Genomic DNA, 21988 nt, shown 5'->3' on the forward strand with positions numbered 1-21988 from the left:
TAAAGTAAAACAGGGCCAGTTATGTTAATTGATTAATAATAAAAATATATGTGTTTATAACAACAGACATTATGGTAATAGGTGATCTTATGGATGAAGATATTAAAAAACGATGGTGGATATTTCCAGGATTTAAAATAGAAACCATGGTCACAGGATTGGATCTGCCTGTAAACATCGCATTTGTCCCTAAACCAACTGATAACCCAGATGCTCCTCTTTTATACGTTACAGAATTGTACGGGAACATCAAAGCAATTACCAACGATTGGAATGTACATACATATGCTGAAAATCTCTTAAACTACGAGCCAAACTATGAATTTCCTGGAACTGGGGAATCAGGAGTAACAGGGATCTGTGTTGAGCCTGGAACCGGTGATTTATTTGTATCAATGATCTACGAAGATGAGGGAAATATAAAAAATAAGCTTGTTAGAACTAAAAGTAAAAACGGGCTAAAAATGGATTCAATTGAAACCATAATTGAAGATATTCCCTCAATCAAGGCCGCACACCAGATACAGGCGGTTAGTGTAGGATTTGATGGTAAGCTGTACGTGAATCTGGGAGAAGGTATGATCAATCCAGAGGTTGCTCAAGACGATACCGAACTTCGGGGCAAGGTTTTAAGGATGGACCTGGATGGTAACATACCTGAAGACAACCCTGATCCAAAGAGTCCCATTTATGCCAAGGGTTTCAGAAATCCATTCGGTGCTGTATGGCGTGAAAGCGATAAATCACTTTACATAAGTGATAACGGACCGGCCTACGATGACAGAGTCGCAAAAGTGGAACCTGGTAAAAACTATGGCTGGCCCGAGAGTATGCGAAAAAATTCACTCTTCTGGACGCATTTAAGCCAGGGAATAACAGCCCTTGATTTTATGCAGAACGAAGAATTTCCATTCGAATACGATAACGAACTGTTTGTGGCATTTTTTGGTGGAGCGTATGTAAAGGGCCCCGGTGTAAAGGGAAAAATGATAGTGAAAATGAAGGTCAACAAGGATACTTCAGGAGTTAACTCTTTTGATGTGTTTGTCAGGTACACCGGAGAAAATGCTGCAAGTCCCTGTGGAATAGCCTTTGGACCTGGAGGACTGTACTTTACAGATCTGCACGGCGAAGGAAATGGGCAGACACACACACCCAGTGGAAACCTGTTTAAAGTTAGCTCCATAATCAAGGCCGAAGGTGAGATATTGGTCCCATATACCAAAGAAAATACCGATAGATGCCTCTGTCCAGGATGTCCAACCCGTAACGAGTGCATGGGTAACAGAAATGAACGTCTTTTCTGTGCAGGTGGGAAAACCGACTGTGACCCTGAAAAAAAAGGTTGTCTATGTGGTGAATGTCCAGTTCAGGGCGAATATGGATTGGTAGATTTCTACTACTGTGCTGAGGGTGCTGCTAAAAAGTGAGGCTTGAAAAATAATTTTCAAGTTACCCTAAAAAAGGGTTGTTAATATGTTCAAATGACCAAATACCATTGAACTTCTATTTTTATATTTTTTGATTTTTTTTGAATTTCTTAATCTAATTTAATTACAAATAAAATTTCAATATGAAAGATTTCAACCACTTTTTTTATAGATCACAAAAATCATACCCCAAACTTTATATAGTACTAAAAGATAATATCGACTAGTCGATATCGAGAACTTGATATTGTTGTTGTACTTAGTTGAACATAAGAAATATTAAAGTTTCTACTCAATATCAAATTAAAAAGTATTATATCGACTTAGAGGCACTGATGCAATATGTGGGATAGAAAAAGCTGGTGGGATAAAGAAAGCTGGAAAAATTATCACAGAGAATTTCATGAAAGATTAGAACAGTTCGGCAGACTTGGAAGACTGAGGATATGGATAATTTACGTCTTGAGCGATGACCCAAAAAACGGTGTGGAGATCATGGATGCCATTGAAAAGATGCACAAAGCATTTCATAATATGAATCCCAAAGGCCACAAACACCATGCCCACCATGAACATGGAAAAGACCATAGTTCGTGGAGGCCTTCTCCAGGATCTATATATCCAATGCTCAGTAAGATGGTAGAAGAAGATTTGATAAGCAAAATGGAAGATGGACGGTACAAACTCACTTTAAAAGGGCAAACTACCGCTGACAAATTACTTATGCATTTCCCTGCCTATGGAAGTACTGATCAGGACAAATTAGAGAATGTCCTAACAGAAATCAATGGTTACATCTCTTATCTGGAAGATATCGAGAAAGAGAAACTGGTTCCCCACCAAGCAAAAATAGAATTACTGAGCGAAAGGCTCAAAAAAATAGGAGAATCACTCAAAAAAGAGTAGTTTAAGATTTGATTAGATCGTTTCACAGGGCCTAAATTTTCATTCACCTGGATAAACCCCTCAAAACAACGTTCTATACTTTATTTCTTTGTTTTTGGATTAATTAGCCATAGTTAGCTACGGCTATCTCCATAAACATGGATCATCCATCTAAATTAGGAGAAAAAAATGACAGAATACGCCATAGAGGTAGAAAACCTCACTAAAAAATTTGGAGATTTCACAGCAGTGGATGATTTATCGCTGAATGTGAAAAATAATGAAATATTTGGATTTTTAGGTCCAAATGGTGCAGGTAAAAGTACCACAATAAGAATGCTCTGCACCCTTGCCCAGCCCACATCCGGCTCTGCTAAAGTCGCAGGTTACGACCTCACCAAGGACCCTGCAAAGGTTCGCGAAAACATCGGACTGGTGGCAGAAAAGATGATCATGTACGACAGACTTACTGCAGCCGAAAACCTTCGATTTTTTGGAAAACTCTACGCAATGCCCAAGAAGAAACTCGAAGAAAGGATCGACGAGCTTCTTGAGCTGGTTAACATGCAGGAATGGAAAAATACACAGATCAACAAGTTTTCAACCGGTATGAAACAGAGAATCAATGTTATAAGGGCACTGCTCCCTGAACCAAAAATACTCTTCATGGACGAGCCAACACTGGGCCTTGACCCCCAGACAACGTTTTCAATAAGGGACATTACACGGGATATCAACCAAAGTGGAGTTACAGTTATATTAACAACACACGCCATGGCAGAGGCAGAGGCACTAAGCGATCGTGTGGCAATCATCGATCACGGCAAGATTGCAGCTCTTGACACGCCTCAAAACCTTAAAAAATCCATATCCCACGGTGACAAAGCCATTTTCAGTGCGAAGATTATGAATCTGACATCAGGAATGGTTGAGAAGATCAGGTCACTTGACGTTGTAACAGCCGTTGCACAGCAGGACGATTACGATCTGAAAATTAGTGCAGAAGGTAAAGACTCTCTTAACCAGATAATTGACGCTATCAGATCTGAAGGTGGCAATATAGTTTCTATAACCAACAATAGTGAGTCTACACTAGAAGATGTTTTCCTGGCAGTCACAGGTAAAGAAATGCGTGACCAGGCAAATGAAAAACCTGCAGCAGTGCACCATGGGCATGGGCATGCTCCTCAATCGAGGGTGAGGTGATACAATGGATGCAGTGAAAATGTTAAAAGATAGTTATCATATAATGGTCAAAGACCTGATCGAACTCAAGCGCAACCGCATGTCCCTGGCAGCCATGTTTATCATGCCTTTAGTGTTTCTGGGAATGTTCGGTTTCATCTTCCCCAGTGGTAACACACAGCAGAACATGCCAGTCGGACTGGTCGATCTCGACCAGGGTCAGGGAAGTGCAGAATTCATAACACAGCTTGAAACCCTGAATAAAAATGCCAGTTATATGAAATTCGAGAATTTTTCAAGTGTTGATGCTGCCAAGACAGAGATCAACAAGGGAAAATTAGACGGAACGTTCATCATACCGCAAGGCTTTTCTTATAACCTGACGCATGGACAATCTGCCAACGTCATAATCTATGTGGATAACAGCAACCCGCAGATAGCCACATCAATAGAAGGAGTAGCATCCAGCACAATAAGTGGACTGAATGGTATAAAAGCTGAAACTAATGTTTTACAGATGGGTAAAGCAACAAATCAGGTTGTCAATCCCCAAGCAGTGGTATTCCCTTACACACCGAATGTTCAAACCACAATCCCCGGACAAACAAACTATTTCAATTTCCTGGCTCCGGGACTGATGATTATGATTGTGATGATGGCTGTTATGACCGGTATCCCAGAAGCCATCTCCAAGGAGAAGGAAATTGGAACCTTTGATGGTATGTTATCTGCACCAATCAGCCAAATGTCCATAATACTTGGTAAAACCGCAGCGCTGTGTACCCGGGGTTTAATCCAATGTGTGATGATACTCATACTGGCTATGGTCCTCTTTGGCGTCACAATTCAGGGAAATCTTCTGCTAGCATTCTTCATGCTTATCCTTGGTATATTCAGCTTCACAGGCCTCGGAATCATGGCCATATCGATGGCCAGCGATCAGGCGTCGGGATCCATGATCATGAACCTATTAATGATTCCTATGATGTTCCTTGGGGGTATATTCTATCCGATCCAGCAGATGCCATGGTTCATGCAGGATATCTCAAAGCTAATACCATTGACCTATGCTGCAGATGCCATGCGTAAGATAATGCTCCTAAATGCCAATGTTGGGGATGTTTTCACCCAGATAATTATACTTCTGGCTTTCGGAGTTGTTACAATGGCCATAGCCCTGCCATTATTTAGAAGATCAATGACCCGGTAAACTGGAACTTAGTTAAATAAGTGGGTTTAAAAGACTTTTTAAATCTTTTTTATTTTTTTATTTTTTAAAAACTCCAATAATAAATTTAAGATTTTTAATTTTTAGAGTTTTTATTTAATTGAATCAAATTTTATAATTCTAGTACTATTTTTCTATTCATTTAATTAGAAGAACCCCAAATATAACAAAGTTATAATGAGAAACTATTTATTTTATTGATAGTTACTATCATTAAATGAAAGGTGAATTATAAACGTAAAAAAAGAGATGATCTAATGTCTCCTGAGAAAGAAAATTGTGATGTAAACGTTGAAGAAATATTCCTGAAGATTGAAGCGTACTTTGGCTTTGTTCCAAAGATATTCCAGGTTTTAGCTGAGAATCCTCAGGCTTTAAAGGCTTATTTTGAAAAATCAGAGGTACTGATGATGGACGAATCCCTACCGCCTCTGACCAAAGAATTCGTTTCAATAGGGGCTGCCTCTGCACTGGGAGCTGAACACTGCCTTGCCACCCATCTTGAAGTTGCAAAAGAGTTAGGGGCTAAAAACGAGCAGTTACTCCTTGCAATAATGATGGGATCATTTATAGCAGAGACCAAAGCTCTGGCCACATCATTGAGAGTTTATGAAGACTTCAAGAGTTAAAATTTCTATTTATTTATTCTTTTTTTATCAAATCTTGACCAAATAAATGAGGAAAATGCATAAAAGTTATTCATAAGAAAATATTTATTTATAATAATCTATATTTTAATAAAATGATAACTGTACCCAGAACATGGCTGTCTCTTGAGGATCAGATAAGACCAACTCAAGGTCGAAAAGTACATTTGATTGTGGATGTACTAACCAACGAGAACGTGCTGAAAATACCTTTTCCAATGGAAAAACGGGTGAAAATTCTGAAGCTTGTAATAAACGGCGTGAATCTTGGCCGTGAACTTACCTACACTGAAGATAAAAACTCATTTTTAATAGATCTTGGAGATTTAGAAAATTGGACATCCACTAAAAACTCCTCTGGATTAACCCATGCAAAACTGGATTTTAACTTTATAACCACCGATCCCAACGTAAAACTGTCACATATGGATCTGGGCTATGAAACCTTCATTGAAGTGGACGGCTATAAACTGGATGGTGGATCTTTTACACTGCCTAGGGGTCTGGAAATTAGTAAAGGGCACGTGGAAATTGAAACCTTCCTGAAGTGTGGGAAAATAGAGAAAAAATTTAAACAAACCGTTAAATCAGATTACGTTGAGGTTAATGAAAAGAGAAGAAGTTATAAATTTTTGGTTAAAACTGAATTTAAAGATATTGTAAACTATGAAAAATGTGAAATCAAATTCCGGGTCTCATACAGGGTTGTTAACGAAAGAAAATATTTCATAATCCCCCTGGTGTCTTTTGCATTACTTATAGTTGCAATAACCAGATTTAATGCGCTCCTTTCTGGTTCAGGCGAATTCAACATCGAGTACCTGGCAGCCGCAGTTGCAATCCTGGGCATCACACTGAACTTCATGAATGAAGGTTATGAACTGCCCTTAAGGAAGTTAATATTTATATCCGTCCTACTCTTGATAGTTGAAGTGTCCCTTGAGCTTATATTACTACCATATGGTAATTAATTGGATAAAAAGCTGAAAAATGCAAATGGGAGATACTATTTATCCCACTCATCAATTAATCCTAATTTTTTTATTATCCATAGATCCAAACAGTTTTTATTATTCATATCTCAAAGCAGGTAAAATATCCTTTTTACATTCATAAAATGCCGGATAAAGGGCTATGACCATGCTTAAAACTGTTGTTAATGCAAGAACCATTACAGGCAACCACCATGGCACCAAAATAAAAATCTGATCAAACTTTATTATTCCTGAAACAAAGACTATTCCAAGCACTCCCACAGTTGTACCGATTAAACCACCGATTAAACCAAGCAACCCTGCCTCCAGAATTGTGCTGAAGATTATTTGATTTTCTGTGAAACCCATAACCTTCAATAAAGCTATTTCTCTTCTTCTTTCCAGTAGATTAATATTCATAGTATTCAAAATACCCAACAACCCTACAAGAAGTATTATACTTGCTATAAAATCTAGAAAGTAGATCAGATTCATTAAAATATTCTTTATCCCGCCCACAAATTCTGAGTTGGTGAAACTCGTTCCCAAAACAGAGTTTATGTAATCCTTTGTAGAAGACAATAGACTAGCAATACCGGTTTTACTTTGATCCTGGCTGTCTGAGAATACATCTCCTGTTACATTTTGAACTTGTTTTAAAGCACTGTTAATCCCCAGTCCCGAACTTAGAAGAATTGTCAGGACTAGCACTCCAAAAGATATTCTCAAAACTGTTGAGATGTTTCTCCATTTATTTCTGTGCAGATTTTTGTATGAGAGACTGTAAATGTCCATTCCATTCACATTTCCTATTTTAAATGAAATTTTTGTAGAGTTTAACAGGATTATTATTAACTGCCCATTTTTTCTAGATATACAAAAATTTAATTTCCGTTAATAAAAATTTTTGTTTGAGAGGGCACTGAGTAAAAAATATATTAAAACTAAAATATTGTAGTAGGATAATAAAAGCAGAATTTCAGGAGAAATAGTAAACTGTTCTGAAAGATAGTTTAGTCCCAAAAGAAAAGTAGTTTAAGTTGATCATACAGATTTTTTGTATCATCTGAAAAATAGGGGTTTATGGCATGCCGAGAGTAACCCACATTCTGTTCTAGCAGCATTCATCTCTGCGAGCTACCTCTGCTTCATACAGGATTCATTAGCAGCATTTGCCCTTGCATCCCGTGGAATGGCCGTTTCACCGTTCCTTCTGACGTCCTCAGCATTTGCATCATTTTCATTCATCAGAAGACGTGTCGTTTCTGCTCCAGTGTCATGCTTCTCAGCACGTGCTTTATAGCACCACGGTTCTGTACGATGTGTGGAGTTTCCTCAGTTTACGAAAAACCGGTAGCTGCCCTTCGGCTTGCCATTAAAAATCAAAAAGTAAAAATAGCGGGGCCTAGATTTGAACTAGGGCTCTCGGGGTTATGAGCCCCGCGGGATTACCAGACTACCCCACCCCGCTGTAAGACAATGTTTAGCTTTCAGAGTATATAAAGCTTTGCATTAGTATTTTATTACCCTTTCTGCTTAAATCGCGGTTCAATTTCAACTTTTTAATAATTTTATAAAATTAAACCGCCTTAAAACTAAATATAAACTAGATAATCATTATTTTTTAAAAAGATCTTGCTGTAAAATATACCAATTGCTAAATTCATCATCAAAGATCCTACCCCTTTTTAACCAGTTCTTTGGCTTCTTTGTCCAGGAAATAACCCACAACCGTTCTTATGGATACAATAACTGCCAAAATTATAACATCATTCAATGTGGGTTGAAGTATGGTCTTTATAAGGTCTGCTGCTATGAAAAATTCAAGCGCGAGAACTATTTTGGAGGTGAAATCCGTCCTGATGTCACTGTAATCCGAAGACCTGTACTTTATCTCAGTGACCAGGAGACTAATTACAGATCTTATTCCCCCATAGAAAATCAGAGCCACACCTACACTTGAAAAAAAATAGGATATGTAAATAAAAATTTGTAAATACATTTTAAAATAATGAATTAATTGATGAATTTAAATCTTTCATTGGTTAAAGGATATTTTTATTTTTTCGTCTTCTTTAATTCTTCAGGATTTTCCAGTTTTTCAAGCCTTTCTTCGATTTTTTTGATTTTTTTGTTTGTGGAACCTCTGTACTCGTTGAACCTGCCTTCAAGTTCACCTATGTCCCTTGAAGTTTTGGTGTACCTCTTTTCAATGTCTAACAGATCCTTTTTGGTTGCAAGTTCCCAGTCTTTTATAAGTTGGTCGCTTTTATCATCCAAAAATGCCTCTATCTTCGTTGAAAAAACATCTGTAGAAATGGGAACCTCTTTAACTTTACCCCTTATCTTCTCACTCATGCCGTACATCTTTTCACTCATTCCAGCCATTTTCCCACCTTCCATTGTGGCTTTTTCACCTATTCCAGAAATTTGAGTCTTTGCCCTTGAAAAGGAAGAGCTCCTAACATCCTGCATGTAATAGTAAAGCAATACAACAATTGCACCGGCCAGTACAAGTATTGCAAATAACTCTAAGGCTTCCATGATCTAGTCCCCTCCTTTAACATTCTTGGTCTTCTTTTCAAGTTCTGTTTCCTTTTTTTCGATATCTCCTAAGAGTTTTTGAAGTTTGGCGTACTCTGTTTTTGCTTCAAGGCGGGTTACCCTTTCACTTATTTCACTGTGAAGGTATCCGGATTTTTGCATGAGATCCGATGTGTTTCCCCTTATTTGAGATAGTCTTTCTTGTTGATCCTTTGGTAGAATCACGTTACTCATCACGCGTTTGGATTCCAGATCTCGTTCAACTAGTTCTATTTTCTTAAGTTCGGCCTGTTTTGCCAAGAATTCAACGTTGCTTTGGGCTTCTCTTACCCTTCTCCACTGCATAAATGCAATTATAACTCCTACAATCACAATTACAGCAATAATTATCCAGAAAACATTTTGTGGAATCGTGTCCATATTACTCCCCCTTTATTATTTATCAAAACTTCTTAATAAGTATAATTATCTAAAATCGTTTTTCATATGTTCCATCCCATTTAATAAGATATGGATAAACAAATCATGGTTCCACTGGTTATACATCCTTTTTCCTTCTCAGTTGCAAGATGGAAATAAATCACCATGTATAAATTGTGGTTTTTATATACCATAATTGTTTATAATATTATTTTAAATTTATCAATCAGTGAAGGTTTTGAATGATTTTTAGCATTCTTTTGAACGAAATAAAAATCCAAAACAGGATATTTAATTAAATTATTTAAATGGACTTTAATAAGTGATTGTATGATTGAAATGTACGAAAAAGCGGGAAAAATTGTATCAAAAGTTAGAGGAATGGCTGTAGATTACATAGAAGAAGATATGAAGGTATTAGACCTTGTTAAGTTTGTTGAAGGTAATATAACAGAACTTGGAGGGGCAATAGCTTTCCCATGCAACGTTTCAATAAACGAGATCACCGCCCATTACACATCACCTGAAGGAGATGAAACACGATTTAAAAAAGGGGATCTTGTTAAAATTGACCTTGGTGCCCATGTGGACGGTTACATTGCAGATTCTGCCATCAGTGTTCTGGTTGGAATGGATGAAGGGGATTCCCTAGAAAATAGCACCTCCGAAGAAGTTGATCTGCACTTTAAAATGATTGAAACAGCTCAAGAAGCCCTTGGAAATGCCATAAGTACCGTGAGGGATGGTGTAGAAATAGGTAAAATTGGAACAGTAATTGAGGAAACAATAAACAATAAAGGGTTGCAATCTGTATCAAACCTTACAGGCCACAGCATGGATCAGTGGATACTCCACGCAGGAATTTCAGTTCCCAATGTCAGGGAAAAAAATGATCATAAAATCGAAGAGGGAGACGTTCTTGCAATAGAACCCTTCGTGACCAATGGTGTGGGTCGTGTGGGAGATATGAAAGATGCTTACATCTTTAAATTTCTGCGTGACAGGCCGCTGCGTATGCATCAAGCCAGAAAACTCCTTGATACCATTGAAGAGGATTACAGGAATTTGCCATTTGCAGGGAGATGGATTATGGAACGTTTCAACGGTAACAAGAACAGGTTAGCCATGAGAAAGCTTATATCCTCAAGGGCAATTTATCCTTACCATGTTCTCAAGGAAAAAAGCGATGCATGGGTTGCTCAGGCAGAGCACACTGTTATAGTTGAAGCTGATGGATGTAAGGTTATAACTGAGTGATTTTAAGGGTCTGCTTGTTCTAACCTATTTTTAAGTTTTATTTTTAAAATCTTTAAATTTTAGGTAGCTTTAGAACAGTTTTGATTATATACCAATTTAAGGGAAGCCTTTCTGACTTCCTTTAATTCACATTTAATGATGAGTGGATATATTATTCTAATTTTTAAATTCTACATATTCCACAATAGTACCATCTAAGTGTTTTAAAGTCATATTTATTCCAGTAGGGACTTCTTTTAATCTCTAATAACCACAGCACCGTTATTTAACAAGAAGTCTGATTCAATTATAGAATCTACTAAAAACGTAGCTTTTGTGTCTTTAAGTTGTAATGCTTCATCAGAACCACATAAAAGTAATATATTCCCCACTTGTGCCAGTTCCAAGTTCATTTCAGTATAGTTAACTCTCAAGCTACATTTCTCATTGAGTACTTCTCATAAAATTCAACTGCCTCATTCATTTCATGAACATAGAATCGACTTAAAATTTTATTTACTTTCATTATCATCACTCCACAACTATATATTCTAATTTACATTTATTTTACAAATTTTTCTATTCAGATGTTTAAATGTTAATTATAACATGTAATCTCAAGAAGTATACAATTAAACCATTAAACCGTTAGCTTTCTCTTTAAAAACAGTTATATTTGATAATTACGGGTAAATCCAGCATGATCTAATTCATGGAAAAAAATCTTCTTAATTAATGAATCCACTAAAATTCTTAATTAATGGATTTTAAAATTTATTTCATTTAATCGGTTTTTAGTTACGTTTTTATGATCTTTTAAATTCTCTTAAATTCTTATAAAACATCAAAAAAGAAGTTAATTCCTTAACAAATCCCTTAATTGGATAAGTTATTTGATAATTGATGAAAACTGGATAACAATAAAAAAAAACTAAAAAAAACTAAAAAATCCATTCAAAGCAAAAGGAGTAGTATAAAGGGATACTCATCCCATTTATACCGTTGAATGCTTTATTTAATCTATACTTTATTTAGATGTTTGCTAATGGGTCTTCTTTCTCGCTGCTTGCTTTGTAAGGTATTGGTAAGCCCATGGCTTTTTTCTCATCAATAACTTTCATTGCTTTCTCTTTTTTCTGAGTTGCGAGTTTTGTTAACATTTCAAGACCGAATTTGCCTTCGTTAACTGGTTTAGTCTCAATGACACCAGCATCGACAGCTGCTTTAAATATGGTTTCACCTGTACCAGTTCTGGTGAGGACTGTTGACCATCCATCTGGTGAGCCAACTGAACCAGTTGATACATCTGCTAATTCTGCAACGTAGTCGAGGCAGACTTTGCATCCGTTCTGTTCGTAGCCGTGGGTTTCTTTGAGTGGGAGAGCTATTACGTCATCAGCAGTGTGTATGAAGAATTTTCCTTTACCGATGTCCATTTTCTCAACGAGTTCTGGGCTAACTCCTGCTTTCTCTGATATAAATGTTTTGAGTGATTCGTATGGGAAGTTTTCCATACAGAATATACCAGTGAGGAGTGCTATTTTGTCTGCAAGGAATCTCACACCAAATGGATATGACTGCATTTTCCTTATACCCATGGTCTGGCATGGTATTGCGACTGTACCGACTTTTTCAAGACCGTACTGTCTTACAGCCTGTTTAAGCATCCAAACGTTTGGTGAGAATGTGTATTTGGTTCCTGCTGCAGCAAGTATCTCATCTGAACTCATTGCTACTTTTGGTTCAGGTTTCCAGAAGTCTTCTCCTGGTCCTGCTACCACTGCACCATCTATGATTTTTTCATCGAGGGCGTAGCAGAAGAGAGCAGATACTATTCCTCCGTCCTGTGCGATCTTCTGGATCTGTTTGTCAGTTGATCTTGCAGTAACAACTTCTTTGTATGTTCCTAATACCATTTTCTCATCCTCCTATAACCCTAAATCCTTATTAATCCTTTCTGCTGGCCACCAGCTTCTTGGACACTGGATGTAGCATATACCACATTTGACACAACGGTCACAGTTGACTTCTGGTCTACCGTTGGTCATGGTTATAGCACGAGTCTGACATGCCATTGCACAAGTTCCGCAACCTATACATAAGGATTGGTTCACAACTTTTTTCTGCAGGTCGCATCCACATGCTTCTGTGTAACCTACAAGATCCATCATTGGCTGTAGGTAATCCATGTCACCGTTAATTACAGCAACAACTGTTTTTGCAATTATTTCTGGTGATGGTGGGCATCCTGGTATTGCACAATCCACTTTTATAAGGTCTGCGATTGGCACAAATGACTCATGTGATGGCTGTGCTTGCTGTCCTCCCCTTGAATAACGAGTGAAACATCCTGTTGCAGCACATGAACCAAAAGCTACTACTAAGCCTGCTTTTTCCCTTACTTCCATAAGTTCATGTATACTGTGTTCATCCTGCAGACAGACAGACCCTTCAACAAGTGCAAGATCCATTTCTGGCATCTCCCATACATCCGCCAATGTTTGTCCGTAGACTATTTCCACCATATCGGTGAGTAATTCAGCGAGAATGTCATAGTTCTCAGTTAATGACATGACGTCTCCGGTACATCCTGAAAGGTGGATGTATCCGATTCGTGGTCTAGTTTTTTCTTCTTCAGCCACTTTTTCAACCTCCTGTTTTGAAGCTACCTCTTCCGGTTTGGCCTCCATTCCTAAAAATTGTTTTATTCGGGCTAACATTTTAAATTAAACCCCTATTTCTTTTAAAATCATGTTTATGGCCTCGGGAATGGCATTTTCCACACTTTTTGTTAAACCTAATTCAACATCAGGGGCAGAGATTGTTTCTGGTTGGCATCCTATTACCATGACTTCATATGTTTTGCTGAGGTCATGTAAAGGCTGGCTTACAGGCCATGAATGTACATTTTCATATGAACCCTCTGGTAGTTCATCAACGTCAAATATTCTTAGTGTTCCAGGTTCGGCTCCAAACTGTACAATATCCACTATTATAAGTTTTTTCCAGCATTCTTGAGGAAGTGTGAATATGAAATGTGGACCTCCCGTTCCTGCGTCTATAAGCATTGTGTTCTCTGGTAAACGGTGTTCGTGTTCTTCTGATTCTTCTAAGGCTTTTATAACTGCTGGTCCAAATCCATCATCTTTAAACAAGATGTTTCCACAGCCAATAACTAATATCTCTGCATCGTATGGCATGTTCTCCCCTTAAATCCTGACCATTTCGTTCCTTAGAACGCTCCTGTCTTCATCATCTACCACTATAACGTGGGTTGCGCAGGATAAACATGGATCGTATGCTCTTATTACATGTGGACCAAACTCATGATGGAATCCTTCAGTTGCAGGTCCCATTGTTGGAATGTTCCAGGTTGTTGGTACTAAAGCGCTGTAATAACCAATTTTACCTTCAGGTGTGACTGTTGCCATGTGCACGTCCATACCACGAGGACCTTCTATAGCACCTACTCCCAGTTTGCCTGTTCCTCTAACATCAAAGTCTGCCCTTACTGGTGCTGATGTATCAAGTTCTGCGAGTATGTCTATTGCTTTTGACAGGTTTATTTTCATTTCCATTGCTCTAGCAACGTGCTGTGCAACAACACCTTGTCCTTTGAAACCGTGGAATACGGATGCCCTTGCCCTTGGACCCACTTCTACATTTACGCCGTCGTAGAGTGGTATGGTTGAGCATGCTCTTTTACCAACTTCTGGGTCTTCATACCAGCTTTCTGGCATTATTTCTGTGAACCTATCAAGATCAAATTTGGTTCTGTCACCGTAAGTCTGGTGTGTAGCTAAGGTTGGTTGATTGTGGACACCAAGACCTTCAGGTAATCCTTTGTCAGCAACTAAACCCACTATAAGATCAACATGTGCGTCTACTTTTGGTTTTAATGCTTTTAGTCTTGCGTATAATCTCTTTCTTGCTACTTCACTTATGTTTTGGGCCATTCCACCGATCCTAACATCAGATGGGTGAATACCTTCACCAGCAACAGTGTCAACAACTTGTTGTACTGTTTTCCTTATTTCTGAAACTGATTTCACAGCGGTTGCAAAGAGATCTTCTGGAACAAAATCAGCTGCTATGAGGAAGTGGTGAATAGCGTGACTATTAATGGTGTGTGCTGCTAGTGTAAGCTCCCTTAACTGTCTACCTGCTTTTGGCACCTCTATATTTAGAGAGTCATCTATAGCTTCTACAGATGCTAATGTGTGAGGTATTGGACAAACACCACAGATTCTCTGTACCATTACTGGTGCAGTTTCTGGGACTTTGCCCGTAACCATTTTTTCTAGTCCCCTCACTGGAGTTATACTAAAGTATCGACCTTTAGTTACAATTCCTTCATCATCGACGTCCATACGCAGTTCTGCGTGACCTTCCTGTCGTGATGTAGGCGAGATAACAATAGTTTCGCTCAAATGTATCACCTCTTGTTTTTAATATCTAATGAACATCGATTTCTCTATTAATATACTATAATATTATAAGCTTTTCTTTAAAGTGTAAACTGAAAATTATATATATAATAAAAAACTAAAATGGTAACTTCGTCCTTAAATTGTGAAGAATCATAATCTAAGATCATATTGATTAGTAAATCATATGCATTTTTAAAAATTCTTGCATGGCAAATTTGTTCCATGGCAAATTTTATAAGTTATTTTCACAATACATTGTAAAAGATTAAGGTTAATGAAAAGTATAAATGTAAATACCAATTATACAATTAAATCTTAATATGAAATTAGATAAAGACAATTGAACATGATAACTATTGTATAAATGTTAAAACCTATTAAGTTAGAGGTGAGCTAATGATAGACACAAAAATCTTGCTATCTGTTGTGATAGTACTTTTAATAGGTGTTGCTGCAGCAGGTTATCAAATTAACAACAACAAAAATATCAGCAGCTTATGGCAGCCTAGCGCTGCTACTACTGGTACCACCACTACGCAGAGTCAAGATACAAGTCAAGGATCTTCATCTTCCGGGTTAAGTTCATCTTCCGGACAGGGACAGACTACTGGAACAGAAGTTTATTCATCCTCTGGAACGAGCAAAACTGGAGGTAGTACTGTGATATCAGCCAGTGCAGCTAAAACAGCAGCAAAACAGTATATAGGCCAAGAAGGCGTAACCGTAGGTACTGCGACATTGTCCTCAGATAAGAAGTATTATATTGTGACACTTGTTCAAAATGGTAAATCAGCTGGTTACATAATGTTAAACTCTACAACTGGCGCATTTGTTGAAGGAGCCGGAGACAACGCATAAAAGTGGATGGTTAAAATGGTTGAGACAGAAGTCGAATGCTGTAGAATAATCTCAGAAGATGTAGAAGATGCAGTGGTCCTTGAAGGATCACCTGAATTAGGCCTTATAGGAAATATCATAGGATGGCTCCTTGTTGAAGAGCTCAATATGAAACAAATAGGACATATAGATTCAAGGGATTTTCCTCCAATTGCAGTTCTCTACAAAGGAATGGCACTAAATCCCTTCAGGATATACAGCTCAGATGGAATAGTTTTATTCCTATCAGACTTCCCAATCCCACCAACCATTACCTATGATATGGCCAACGTGATCGTTGACTGGATGGACATAAACAATAGCAAAGAACTTATAACTTTCAACAGCATTGTTGTGGGTCAAAAAACCAACGGTGTTACAGGTGCTGCAAATTCAAAGGATGGTTTAAAAAGATTGGAAGATATTGAAGTACCAATTTTACCCTTTGGAAATGTTAATGGACTATCAGGCACCCTTCTCACAAGAACTACCACAAAAAATATTCAAGCCTCATGTCTCTTTGCAGAGGTCTTGAATCAGTACCCAGATCCAAGAGCAGCAGCAAGTGTAGTGAATGTTTTAAATAGGATGTTGAATATAGATGTGAATGCGGAGCCACTTATAAAAGAAGCAGAAGAAATAGAAGCAAGACTCAAAGAACTTGCAAAGCACGTTCAAGGTGAAGCAGAGTCTCCAATATACATGTAATTATCATTTGGGCCCGTAGCCTAGTTGGATAGGGCGTCGGACTTCTAATCCGAAGGTCCCGGGTTCAAATCCCGGCGGGTCCGTTAAATATAAACTTCTTTTAGAAACATTGAAATATGAGATAGAGTTATCTAGAATTACGATGGGGATTAATTAAAATCAAATACTTAAAAATAAATCCCTAAATCTTTAGGGCCCGTAGCCTAGTCTGGACAGGGCATCAGACTCCTAATCTGAAGGTCCGGGGTTCAAATCCCCGCGGGTCCGTTTATCTATTTTAAGAATTTCTATTAAACTTTTTTAGACGTTGATCATTGATCTAACTTGTTTGTTTTAGACCATTTTTATAACTAATGAATTGTTTTTTAATAATAATCTAAGTTAAAAATTTAGAGTTATACAAATTAGTTATAGAAATTATAATTAAATAGAACGTCCATTTTTACGAATCTAAACGAACAAACTAATTAATCAATCAGTCAATCATGTATTAAATTTCCATGAAGTTAACAGGTATTGAAAATCCAAGTATTGAAATAAAAAAATAATGAAAAATAGCATTTATTCTGAATAAAACTTAATCTTAAATCTATTAATCTATAGCGTCCCTATTGATTAATTGTGTCATTAATGAGACTAAGATCATTCCTATTATAATGACCATTGCAATTGTTATAGCATAATCCATCTTCACACCAACTCATTGTTTTTTTTAGTTTTCTTATAAAAAGTAATCTTTCATACTTTATAATGTTTTTCATAAGTCAATAAACGTTATGAAACTAGTTTTTCTGGGCGCTTCAACATCCATATTCTTTAAATTCATGTTAGATCCTTCTTTCATACTTTCCATAAATTTTATGATTCCATTTATGCCGTCTGCGAAGTTAAGAAATTCATCAGCCCCAATAATAACTACAAATTCGTTATTATCAAACATTTCAGGATCTTTGGGTAATATAACCAGTTTATCTTCATTATTGTCAGTTTTTCTACATATACCAACACTAGCTTTGAGATTCACTTAACCACCCTCTTTTCAATATTTCTATGGTTCCCCATTTAAATATGATGTGGAGCTTTTTCATAGTTAAAATGATCAATCAAAACATCATATATCTTTAAAGAAGGCCCTTTTGAATTAACCCCGGGAAAAGAATAACCCAATTGAGAAAAAAAGATTCATTCAATAATCTTAGATATGTAAGCAATTAAATAAAACTCAGATTAATAAAAAAAAGAATATTAAAGGTATATTAAATGTAGTTGTCGAGCGTATTGTGTTCCAGCATTATCTCACCGTATTTTCCGCCACCGCCAGATTCAATGTGGAGAGTACCCGTCCTGAAGGCATTTATAACTATTTTAAGCTTTGGATCCACCTCTTCGATCTCCTCAAGTGGTGCGTGGATAAGCACGTTTATCTCGTTTCCAAATTTATGAACCATCTCCTTCCAGATCTTCTGCACGAACACCGTTGTAACACCTTTACTGTAAGTTAAACTAATTATTTCTGCAAGGGGGAGTATGTGAATGTAAGGAGGTCTGTGTTGTGGATGGTGAGGCTTTTTCCATTTGGAAAGCTCGTATATCCTGTAATCAACACCTTTTTTTATTTTGCCACCACAGGGACAGCGCCAGTTCATTTTTATGGCATCCTCAATTTCGTATTTTTTATAACATTTGGAGCATGCAGTTTTATGATATTTACCAAGACGGGGGTCAAAGCCGTAGTTGGAGTGTATCTTCTTGTTCAGAATTGAATGTTTGATACCATCGAATGATAATTCTTTAAGTTCCATCTTATTAAATTCACGACCAAGTCTGTGCGGCCAAGCAGAATGGGCGTCTGAGTTAGTTAAGAAGGGTATGTCTTGAAGTTCCTCAATCATATCTGCCATGTCTGTGTCAGCTGAAAGTCCAAGTTCAAGAAAATCCGGTTTTTTTCCATAGCAATCACATACACTGTCGTATGCCTTGTAGATGCTTGTCCAAGGCGTGAAAGCATGGGCTGGACCTATAATGCAGCCCTGATCATGGGCTAACTCCATTATCTCATCACCTTTCATTCTAACACGGGGTCTGCCGTCTGCATCCATGTTTCCCTTGAGTTTTCCACGCAAATTGTAGGCAGATTCAAGGGATGGGAATATTATAACATGGTGCACTCGTTTCATATCCTCAACTTCGGTTGTTAAAATAAACTTAGACTCTAAATTCCCTTTTTCCTCTATGTTTTGTGATACCTCCTTTGTTTCCTCCTTTGATCCCTCTTCTGGATCAGTTAATCCATCTTTTAAAGAGAATATTCCATCAGATGTCTCTTCTGTAGTTTCCTCTATGATCTGGAGCCATTTGCCATGGAGTGCATCACCTGTACCCACAAGATCTAATCCTTTAAGCTTTGCTTGAGGTGCAATGGTGATTGGGGACATGTTTTTAGAGGTTGCCATGGAGTATTTGCCGTGAATATGAAAGTCCGCGTTTATTATCATGTTTATACCTGTACCTTTTGAATGAAGTATTGACAAGAGTTAAATAAGAACTTAATTTTCAGTTGATAAACAATTTTAGTACATTTTAATCAAGTTCTAAACTTCTTTTCAACCTTAATTCTTTTATAATTTTTCAAAATTATCTGAAATCAAAAACATTTAAGATTACAATTAAAAATTGAGAATAAGACTTGTTTGAGAATAAGATTTGTACTAAATTTTAATACATTGTTTAAACCAAAAAACCCGGGAATTAATTTTTTAAATCTAGGATTTTTTAATAAATAGATTAAAAAAAGGAATTAACAAAAATGAGGGAACAAGGGAGTATTAAAAAGATTATTAAAATAATGATTTGATGTAAAAAATAATTTAAAATAGATTCAATTTAAGAATTTAGTAGAAAAAAGTTTAGTAAAAAAAGAATTTAGTAGTGTTCCTTGAGTTAGATCATCCAATGTAACGGAGGTCTTCCTCACCGGGCACAATGTTCATCCTTTCGGATACTTCTTTTTCCATCTGCTGGGCTTTTGATATCATCTTTCGAGTTTCTTCAGCCCTTTCTTCAAGCTTAGCTATGTCGATCTCTATTTTGAGTATTTCAAGTAGTACTGTGAGAACTGCCTTTGAAGCATCGGCATCTATGAAGTAGCCCGGGGTTTCACCCATTAAACACACACCGTTCATTCCTTTGGCCATTCCAAGCCCTAATAAAAGTCCGGATGCACCTATTATTCCGCCATCTGCAGATCTTAAAGTTACTTCATGGTCTTCTAACATTTTTGCCAGTTCTACTGTGGTTGCTGCTCCAAAGACCTTGGGAGTTTCAACTGCCTGTCCTGTTCCAAGACCTCCTAAGGTGTAGATTTCTTTCACACCGTATCCTGAAACAAAATCAATTATCTTTCCACATATTTCGTACTGGCCCTCTGGACTAAGTCCTTGGGTGTTTCCGACAAGTATTATGTAGTCCCTTTCAGTTTCTCCCTGTGATTTGAGGAAGTAAAACTCATTTTTCATGGGTTCGATGGTTCCATCTTCACCTACAAAAACTTGAGGTGGGAATGAAGGTGAGTAAAGCTCTGCAAATTTTTCTGCACCTAATTCATGGATCATGTGCTCTGCAACCAATTTTCCCACATGTCCAAGTCCAGGAAGAGCCTCTATGAATATGGGTTCGGTGAGTTCAACATTCTCTATCATTTTAATGAAAGTCTTATCCATCTAACCAACTCCTTTGCCGCTCTTTAAGAGCTGCTTTTTAAGAATTCGTCTATACTTCCCGTACTTATCCTCCGGAGAATATTTAGGCGGGTAAACAATCCCTACATCTCCTCCGCAGTAGGGACATACATCCTGAAGTGTGTACTCCCTACAGGACATACACCTCTTCATTTTCATTTTCATTCTAATTCACGTTGGAAGTTACCTTCGCCGCCTTCTTCTTCAACAACGTCTATAGCTTGCTGAGCAGCTTCTTTAAGTAGAGTCTCTGCTGTGATGTAGTCAGATGATTTGACCATCAATCGATACCGTGGGGCACCTACACACTGCACTGAAATTCCTTCCTTGTCTATGGCACCAAGTGCTCTTTTTATAACTTCAACACCATCAGGTGCGTAGGAGTGTAAATTAACATAACCAGTTATATGGACTTCAGGTGGGGATATGTTTCTTTTAGCAACTTCTGTAATTGCAACAGCCCATTCTTCACTTAATTTACTCTCTTTAAGAGATTCAACACCCTCTTCTGCTGATATTTCAAATACACCGTAAAGATCTCCAAATTCATCCATAAGGCCGTATCCGACCTCTTCATAGGCTGTTTCCAGATCTTTTCCGAGTTTTTTTGCAGCAAATTCAAGGAGTCTCTCTGCCTTCTGCTCAATCTTCCACTGCTGGATCTTTCTTGTCCTCTGATCTTCCCTTATCCTTTTAAGGGAAACATCAACGTGTCCCTTTTGAGGATTAACACGCAGAACCCTTGCAACGATCTTCTGGTTCTCACGTACGTAGTCCCTTATATTTTTCACCCAACCGGATGATACCTCGGATATATGGATAAATGCTTCTTTATCATCATATTCCTCAAGGCTTGCGAAGGCCCCGTAGTTTAGAACTTTATGAACCGTTCCTACCACCAAATCTCCTTCATCTGGCCATTGTTTTCTCATTCTTACCATTAGAACACCTAATATGTCTAATAAATATTTATTATATATTTATTACATTATTAACCTGATAATAAGGTTATTATATTCAACCTTATAATAAAGGGAATTTAACCCTTAAATCAAGATTAAAGGAACTATTAACAATTCCTTTATCCTGGTTTTTTAGTCGTACTCTAATTAATCGAGTACTTCAATGATCTGAGCCCTTATCTGGGATTTTCCGCCCTGGGATCTTACCAAGGTTTTTCCGCAGATTATACATTTAACGTTGGATGCAGCATGGTCGAAGACTATTTGCTGGTTTCCACAGTCTGTGCATTTAACCCTTAAGAAGTTGCTTTTGTTACTTCTGAATTTTGCCATTTAACCACCCTACATTTTGAATTCTACTTTTCCAGTTCTGAATGAGGATCTTTTTATATGGGTTTTTCCACATTCTTTGCATTTGTATCGTAGATCCAGTTTTTTGATCGGTTTGTTTCTTGATGGAAGCGGCCTTGGGTAACCCCTGTAACCTGCAGTAACACGCCTGAACTGACGTTGACCCCATTTAAGTTCGCTTGCCTTTCTTCTTTTTGATTCAAATACTTCGTGAATGGTATGTTTCTTACAACTTGGACAGTAAGTTCTCCTTTCTTTCGGAATCTTCATATAATCACCTCTTTAACGTAAAAATAAGTCATGTTATATTTGCTTATTTAAACCTACTACAAATTATTAATATTAAACTTGTTATAAAAAGTCTAATCTGTCTAA

The 21988-nt window shown here is 37.3% G+C and carries 24 protein-coding genes, 3 tRNA genes and 1 other RNA gene; 11 read left to right on the forward strand and 17 right to left on the reverse strand.

The window, feature by feature from the left end; genetic code table 11:
* Positions 1-89: 89 nt before the first annotated feature.
* From MSWAN_RS11155 to MSWAN_RS11180, 6 genes are all read left to right on the forward strand, one after another.
* Entirely contained in the window at positions 90-1430 is a 1341-nt protein-coding gene (locus tag MSWAN_RS11155) for a PQQ-dependent sugar dehydrogenase (RefSeq protein WP_144011587.1), read from the forward strand.
* A gap of 342 nt (positions 1431-1772) precedes the next feature.
* Entirely contained in the window at positions 1773-2336 is a 564-nt protein-coding gene (locus MSWAN_RS11160; RefSeq protein WP_013826757.1) for a PadR family transcriptional regulator, read from the forward strand.
* 168 nt (positions 2337-2504) lie between these two features.
* Entirely contained in the window at positions 2505-3521 is a 1017-nt protein-coding gene (locus tag MSWAN_RS11165; protein WP_013826758.1) for an ABC transporter ATP-binding protein, read from the forward strand.
* A 4-nt stretch (positions 3522-3525) separates the two neighbouring features.
* A complete protein-coding gene (locus MSWAN_RS11170) occupies positions 3526-4710 on the forward strand; it encodes an ABC transporter permease (RefSeq protein WP_013826759.1) in 1185 nt (394 codons plus the stop codon).
* Positions 4711-4985: 275 nt separating this feature from the next.
* Positions 4986-5357, forward strand: coding sequence for a carboxymuconolactone decarboxylase family protein (locus MSWAN_RS11175; RefSeq protein ID WP_013826760.1), 372 nt, complete (start codon positions 4986-4988; stop codon positions 5355-5357).
* Positions 5358-5470: 113 nt separating this feature from the next.
* Positions 5471-6346, forward strand: a complete 876-nt coding sequence (locus MSWAN_RS11180; protein WP_013826761.1) for a hypothetical protein — start codon at positions 5471-5473, stop codon at positions 6344-6346.
* 99 nt (positions 6347-6445) lie between these two features.
* Here the strand turns inward: MSWAN_RS11180 and MSWAN_RS11185 are convergent, their stop codons facing one another.
* The 6 genes from MSWAN_RS11185 to MSWAN_RS11205 all read right to left on the reverse strand — a co-directional run bounded on the left by MSWAN_RS11185 (position 6446) and on the right by MSWAN_RS11205 (position 9313).
* Positions 6446-7144 (reverse strand): FtsX-like permease family protein, encoded by a 699-nt coding sequence (locus tag MSWAN_RS11185; RefSeq protein WP_013826762.1) that lies wholly within the window; start codon positions 7142-7144, stop codon positions 6446-6448.
* A 291-nt stretch (positions 7145-7435) separates the two neighbouring features.
* Positions 7436-7722: RNase P RNA component (gene rnpB / locus MSWAN_RS12400), an RNA gene on the reverse strand.
* 23 nt (positions 7723-7745) lie between these two features.
* Positions 7746-7820: transfer RNA gene (locus MSWAN_RS11190), tRNA-Met, on the reverse strand.
* Between the two features lie 207 nt (positions 7821-8027).
* On the reverse strand, positions 8028-8300 hold the full coding sequence (locus MSWAN_RS11195; RefSeq protein ID WP_227716964.1) for a DUF1622 domain-containing protein: 273 nt from the start codon (positions 8298-8300) through the stop codon (positions 8028-8030).
* A gap of 107 nt (positions 8301-8407) precedes the next feature.
* Positions 8408-8893, reverse strand: a complete 486-nt coding sequence (locus MSWAN_RS11200; protein ID WP_013826764.1) for a hypothetical protein — start codon at positions 8891-8893, stop codon at positions 8408-8410.
* Positions 8894-8896: 3 nt separating this feature from the next.
* Positions 8897-9313 carry a hypothetical protein gene (locus tag MSWAN_RS11205; RefSeq protein WP_013826765.1) on the reverse strand — a complete coding sequence of 139 codons (417 nt, stop codon included), beginning with the start codon at positions 9311-9313 and terminating at the stop codon, positions 8897-8899.
* Between the two features lie 330 nt (positions 9314-9643).
* Here MSWAN_RS11205 and map point away from each other — a divergent pair, with 330 nt between their 5' ends.
* Positions 9644-10570, forward strand: coding sequence for a type II methionyl aminopeptidase (gene map / locus MSWAN_RS11210; RefSeq protein WP_013826766.1), 927 nt, complete (start codon positions 9644-9646; stop codon positions 10568-10570).
* Between the two features lie 1010 nt (positions 10571-11580).
* On the opposite strand, the gene frhB is transcribed toward map, so the two are convergent.
* From frhB to frhA, 4 genes are read right to left on the reverse strand one after another with little or no spacing between them, the layout of a single operon-like run.
* Entirely contained in the window at positions 11581-12465 is an 885-nt protein-coding gene (frhB, locus tag MSWAN_RS11220) for a coenzyme F420 hydrogenase subunit beta (protein ID WP_013826767.1), read from the reverse strand.
* A gap of 12 nt (positions 12466-12477) precedes the next feature.
* Entirely contained in the window at positions 12478-13269 is a 792-nt protein-coding gene (frhG, locus tag MSWAN_RS11225) for a coenzyme F420 hydrogenase subunit gamma (protein ID WP_013826768.1), read from the reverse strand.
* 6 nt (positions 13270-13275) lie between these two features.
* Positions 13276-13749, reverse strand: a complete 474-nt coding sequence (frhD, locus tag MSWAN_RS11230; RefSeq protein ID WP_013826769.1) for a coenzyme F420-reducing hydrogenase, FrhD protein — start codon at positions 13747-13749, stop codon at positions 13276-13278.
* Positions 13750-13758: 9 nt separating this feature from the next.
* Positions 13759-14979, reverse strand: coding sequence for a coenzyme F420 hydrogenase subunit alpha (gene frhA / locus MSWAN_RS11235; protein WP_013826770.1), 1221 nt, complete (start codon positions 14977-14979; stop codon positions 13759-13761).
* 396 nt (positions 14980-15375) lie between these two features.
* On the opposite strand from frhA, the gene MSWAN_RS11240 reads away from it, so the two are divergent.
* The 4 genes from MSWAN_RS11240 (at position 15376) to MSWAN_RS11255 (ending at position 16830) form a co-directional block, all read left to right on the forward strand.
* Complete coding sequence (locus MSWAN_RS11240; protein ID WP_013826771.1) at positions 15376-15837, forward strand: hypothetical protein; 462 nt, start codon at positions 15376-15378, stop codon at positions 15835-15837.
* 15 nt (positions 15838-15852) lie between these two features.
* A complete protein-coding gene (locus MSWAN_RS11245; RefSeq protein ID WP_013826772.1) occupies positions 15853-16563 on the forward strand; it encodes a proteasome assembly chaperone family protein in 711 nt (236 codons plus the stop codon).
* A gap of 9 nt (positions 16564-16572) precedes the next feature.
* Positions 16573-16646 (forward strand) — tRNA-Arg (locus MSWAN_RS11250).
* Positions 16647-16755: 109 nt separating this feature from the next.
* Positions 16756-16830, forward strand: a tRNA-Arg gene (locus MSWAN_RS11255).
* 490 nt (positions 16831-17320) lie between these two features.
* On the opposite strand, the gene MSWAN_RS11260 is transcribed toward MSWAN_RS11255, so the two are convergent.
* From MSWAN_RS11260 to MSWAN_RS11290, 7 genes are all read right to left on the reverse strand, one after another.
* Entirely contained in the window at positions 17321-17587 is a 267-nt protein-coding gene (locus tag MSWAN_RS11260) for a hypothetical protein (RefSeq protein ID WP_013826774.1), read from the reverse strand.
* Between the two features lie 232 nt (positions 17588-17819).
* Entirely contained in the window at positions 17820-19058 is a 1239-nt protein-coding gene (locus tag MSWAN_RS11265; RefSeq protein WP_013826775.1) for a TIGR00375 family protein, read from the reverse strand.
* A gap of 450 nt (positions 19059-19508) precedes the next feature.
* Positions 19509-20282: a proteasome assembly chaperone family protein gene (locus MSWAN_RS11270; RefSeq protein ID WP_013826776.1), complete on the reverse strand. Its 774-nt coding sequence runs from the start codon at positions 20280-20282 to the stop codon at positions 19509-19511.
* Positions 20283-20465: an RNA-protein complex protein Nop10 gene (locus MSWAN_RS11275; protein WP_013826777.1), complete on the reverse strand. Its 183-nt coding sequence runs from the start codon at positions 20463-20465 to the stop codon at positions 20283-20285.
* A complete protein-coding gene (locus MSWAN_RS11280; protein ID WP_013826778.1) occupies positions 20462-21241 on the reverse strand; it encodes a translation initiation factor IF-2 subunit alpha in 780 nt (259 codons plus the stop codon). The genes MSWAN_RS11275 and MSWAN_RS11280 overlap by 4 nt, the downstream gene beginning before the upstream one ends.
* Before the next feature lie 168 nt (positions 21242-21409).
* Entirely contained in the window at positions 21410-21595 is a 186-nt protein-coding gene (locus tag MSWAN_RS11285) for a 30S ribosomal protein S27e (RefSeq protein WP_013826779.1), read from the reverse strand.
* A 9-nt stretch (positions 21596-21604) separates the two neighbouring features.
* The gene (locus MSWAN_RS11290) at positions 21605-21883 is read right to left on the reverse strand and encodes a 50S ribosomal protein L44e (RefSeq protein ID WP_013826780.1); all 279 of its coding nucleotides are present in this window, start codon (positions 21881-21883) and stop codon (positions 21605-21607) included.
* Positions 21884-21988 lie beyond the last annotated feature (105 nt).

The sequence above is a fragment of the Methanobacterium paludis genome (assembly GCF_000214725.1).
Classification (GTDB): Archaea; Methanobacteriota; Methanobacteria; order Methanobacteriales; family Methanobacteriaceae; genus Methanobacterium_C; species Methanobacterium_C paludis.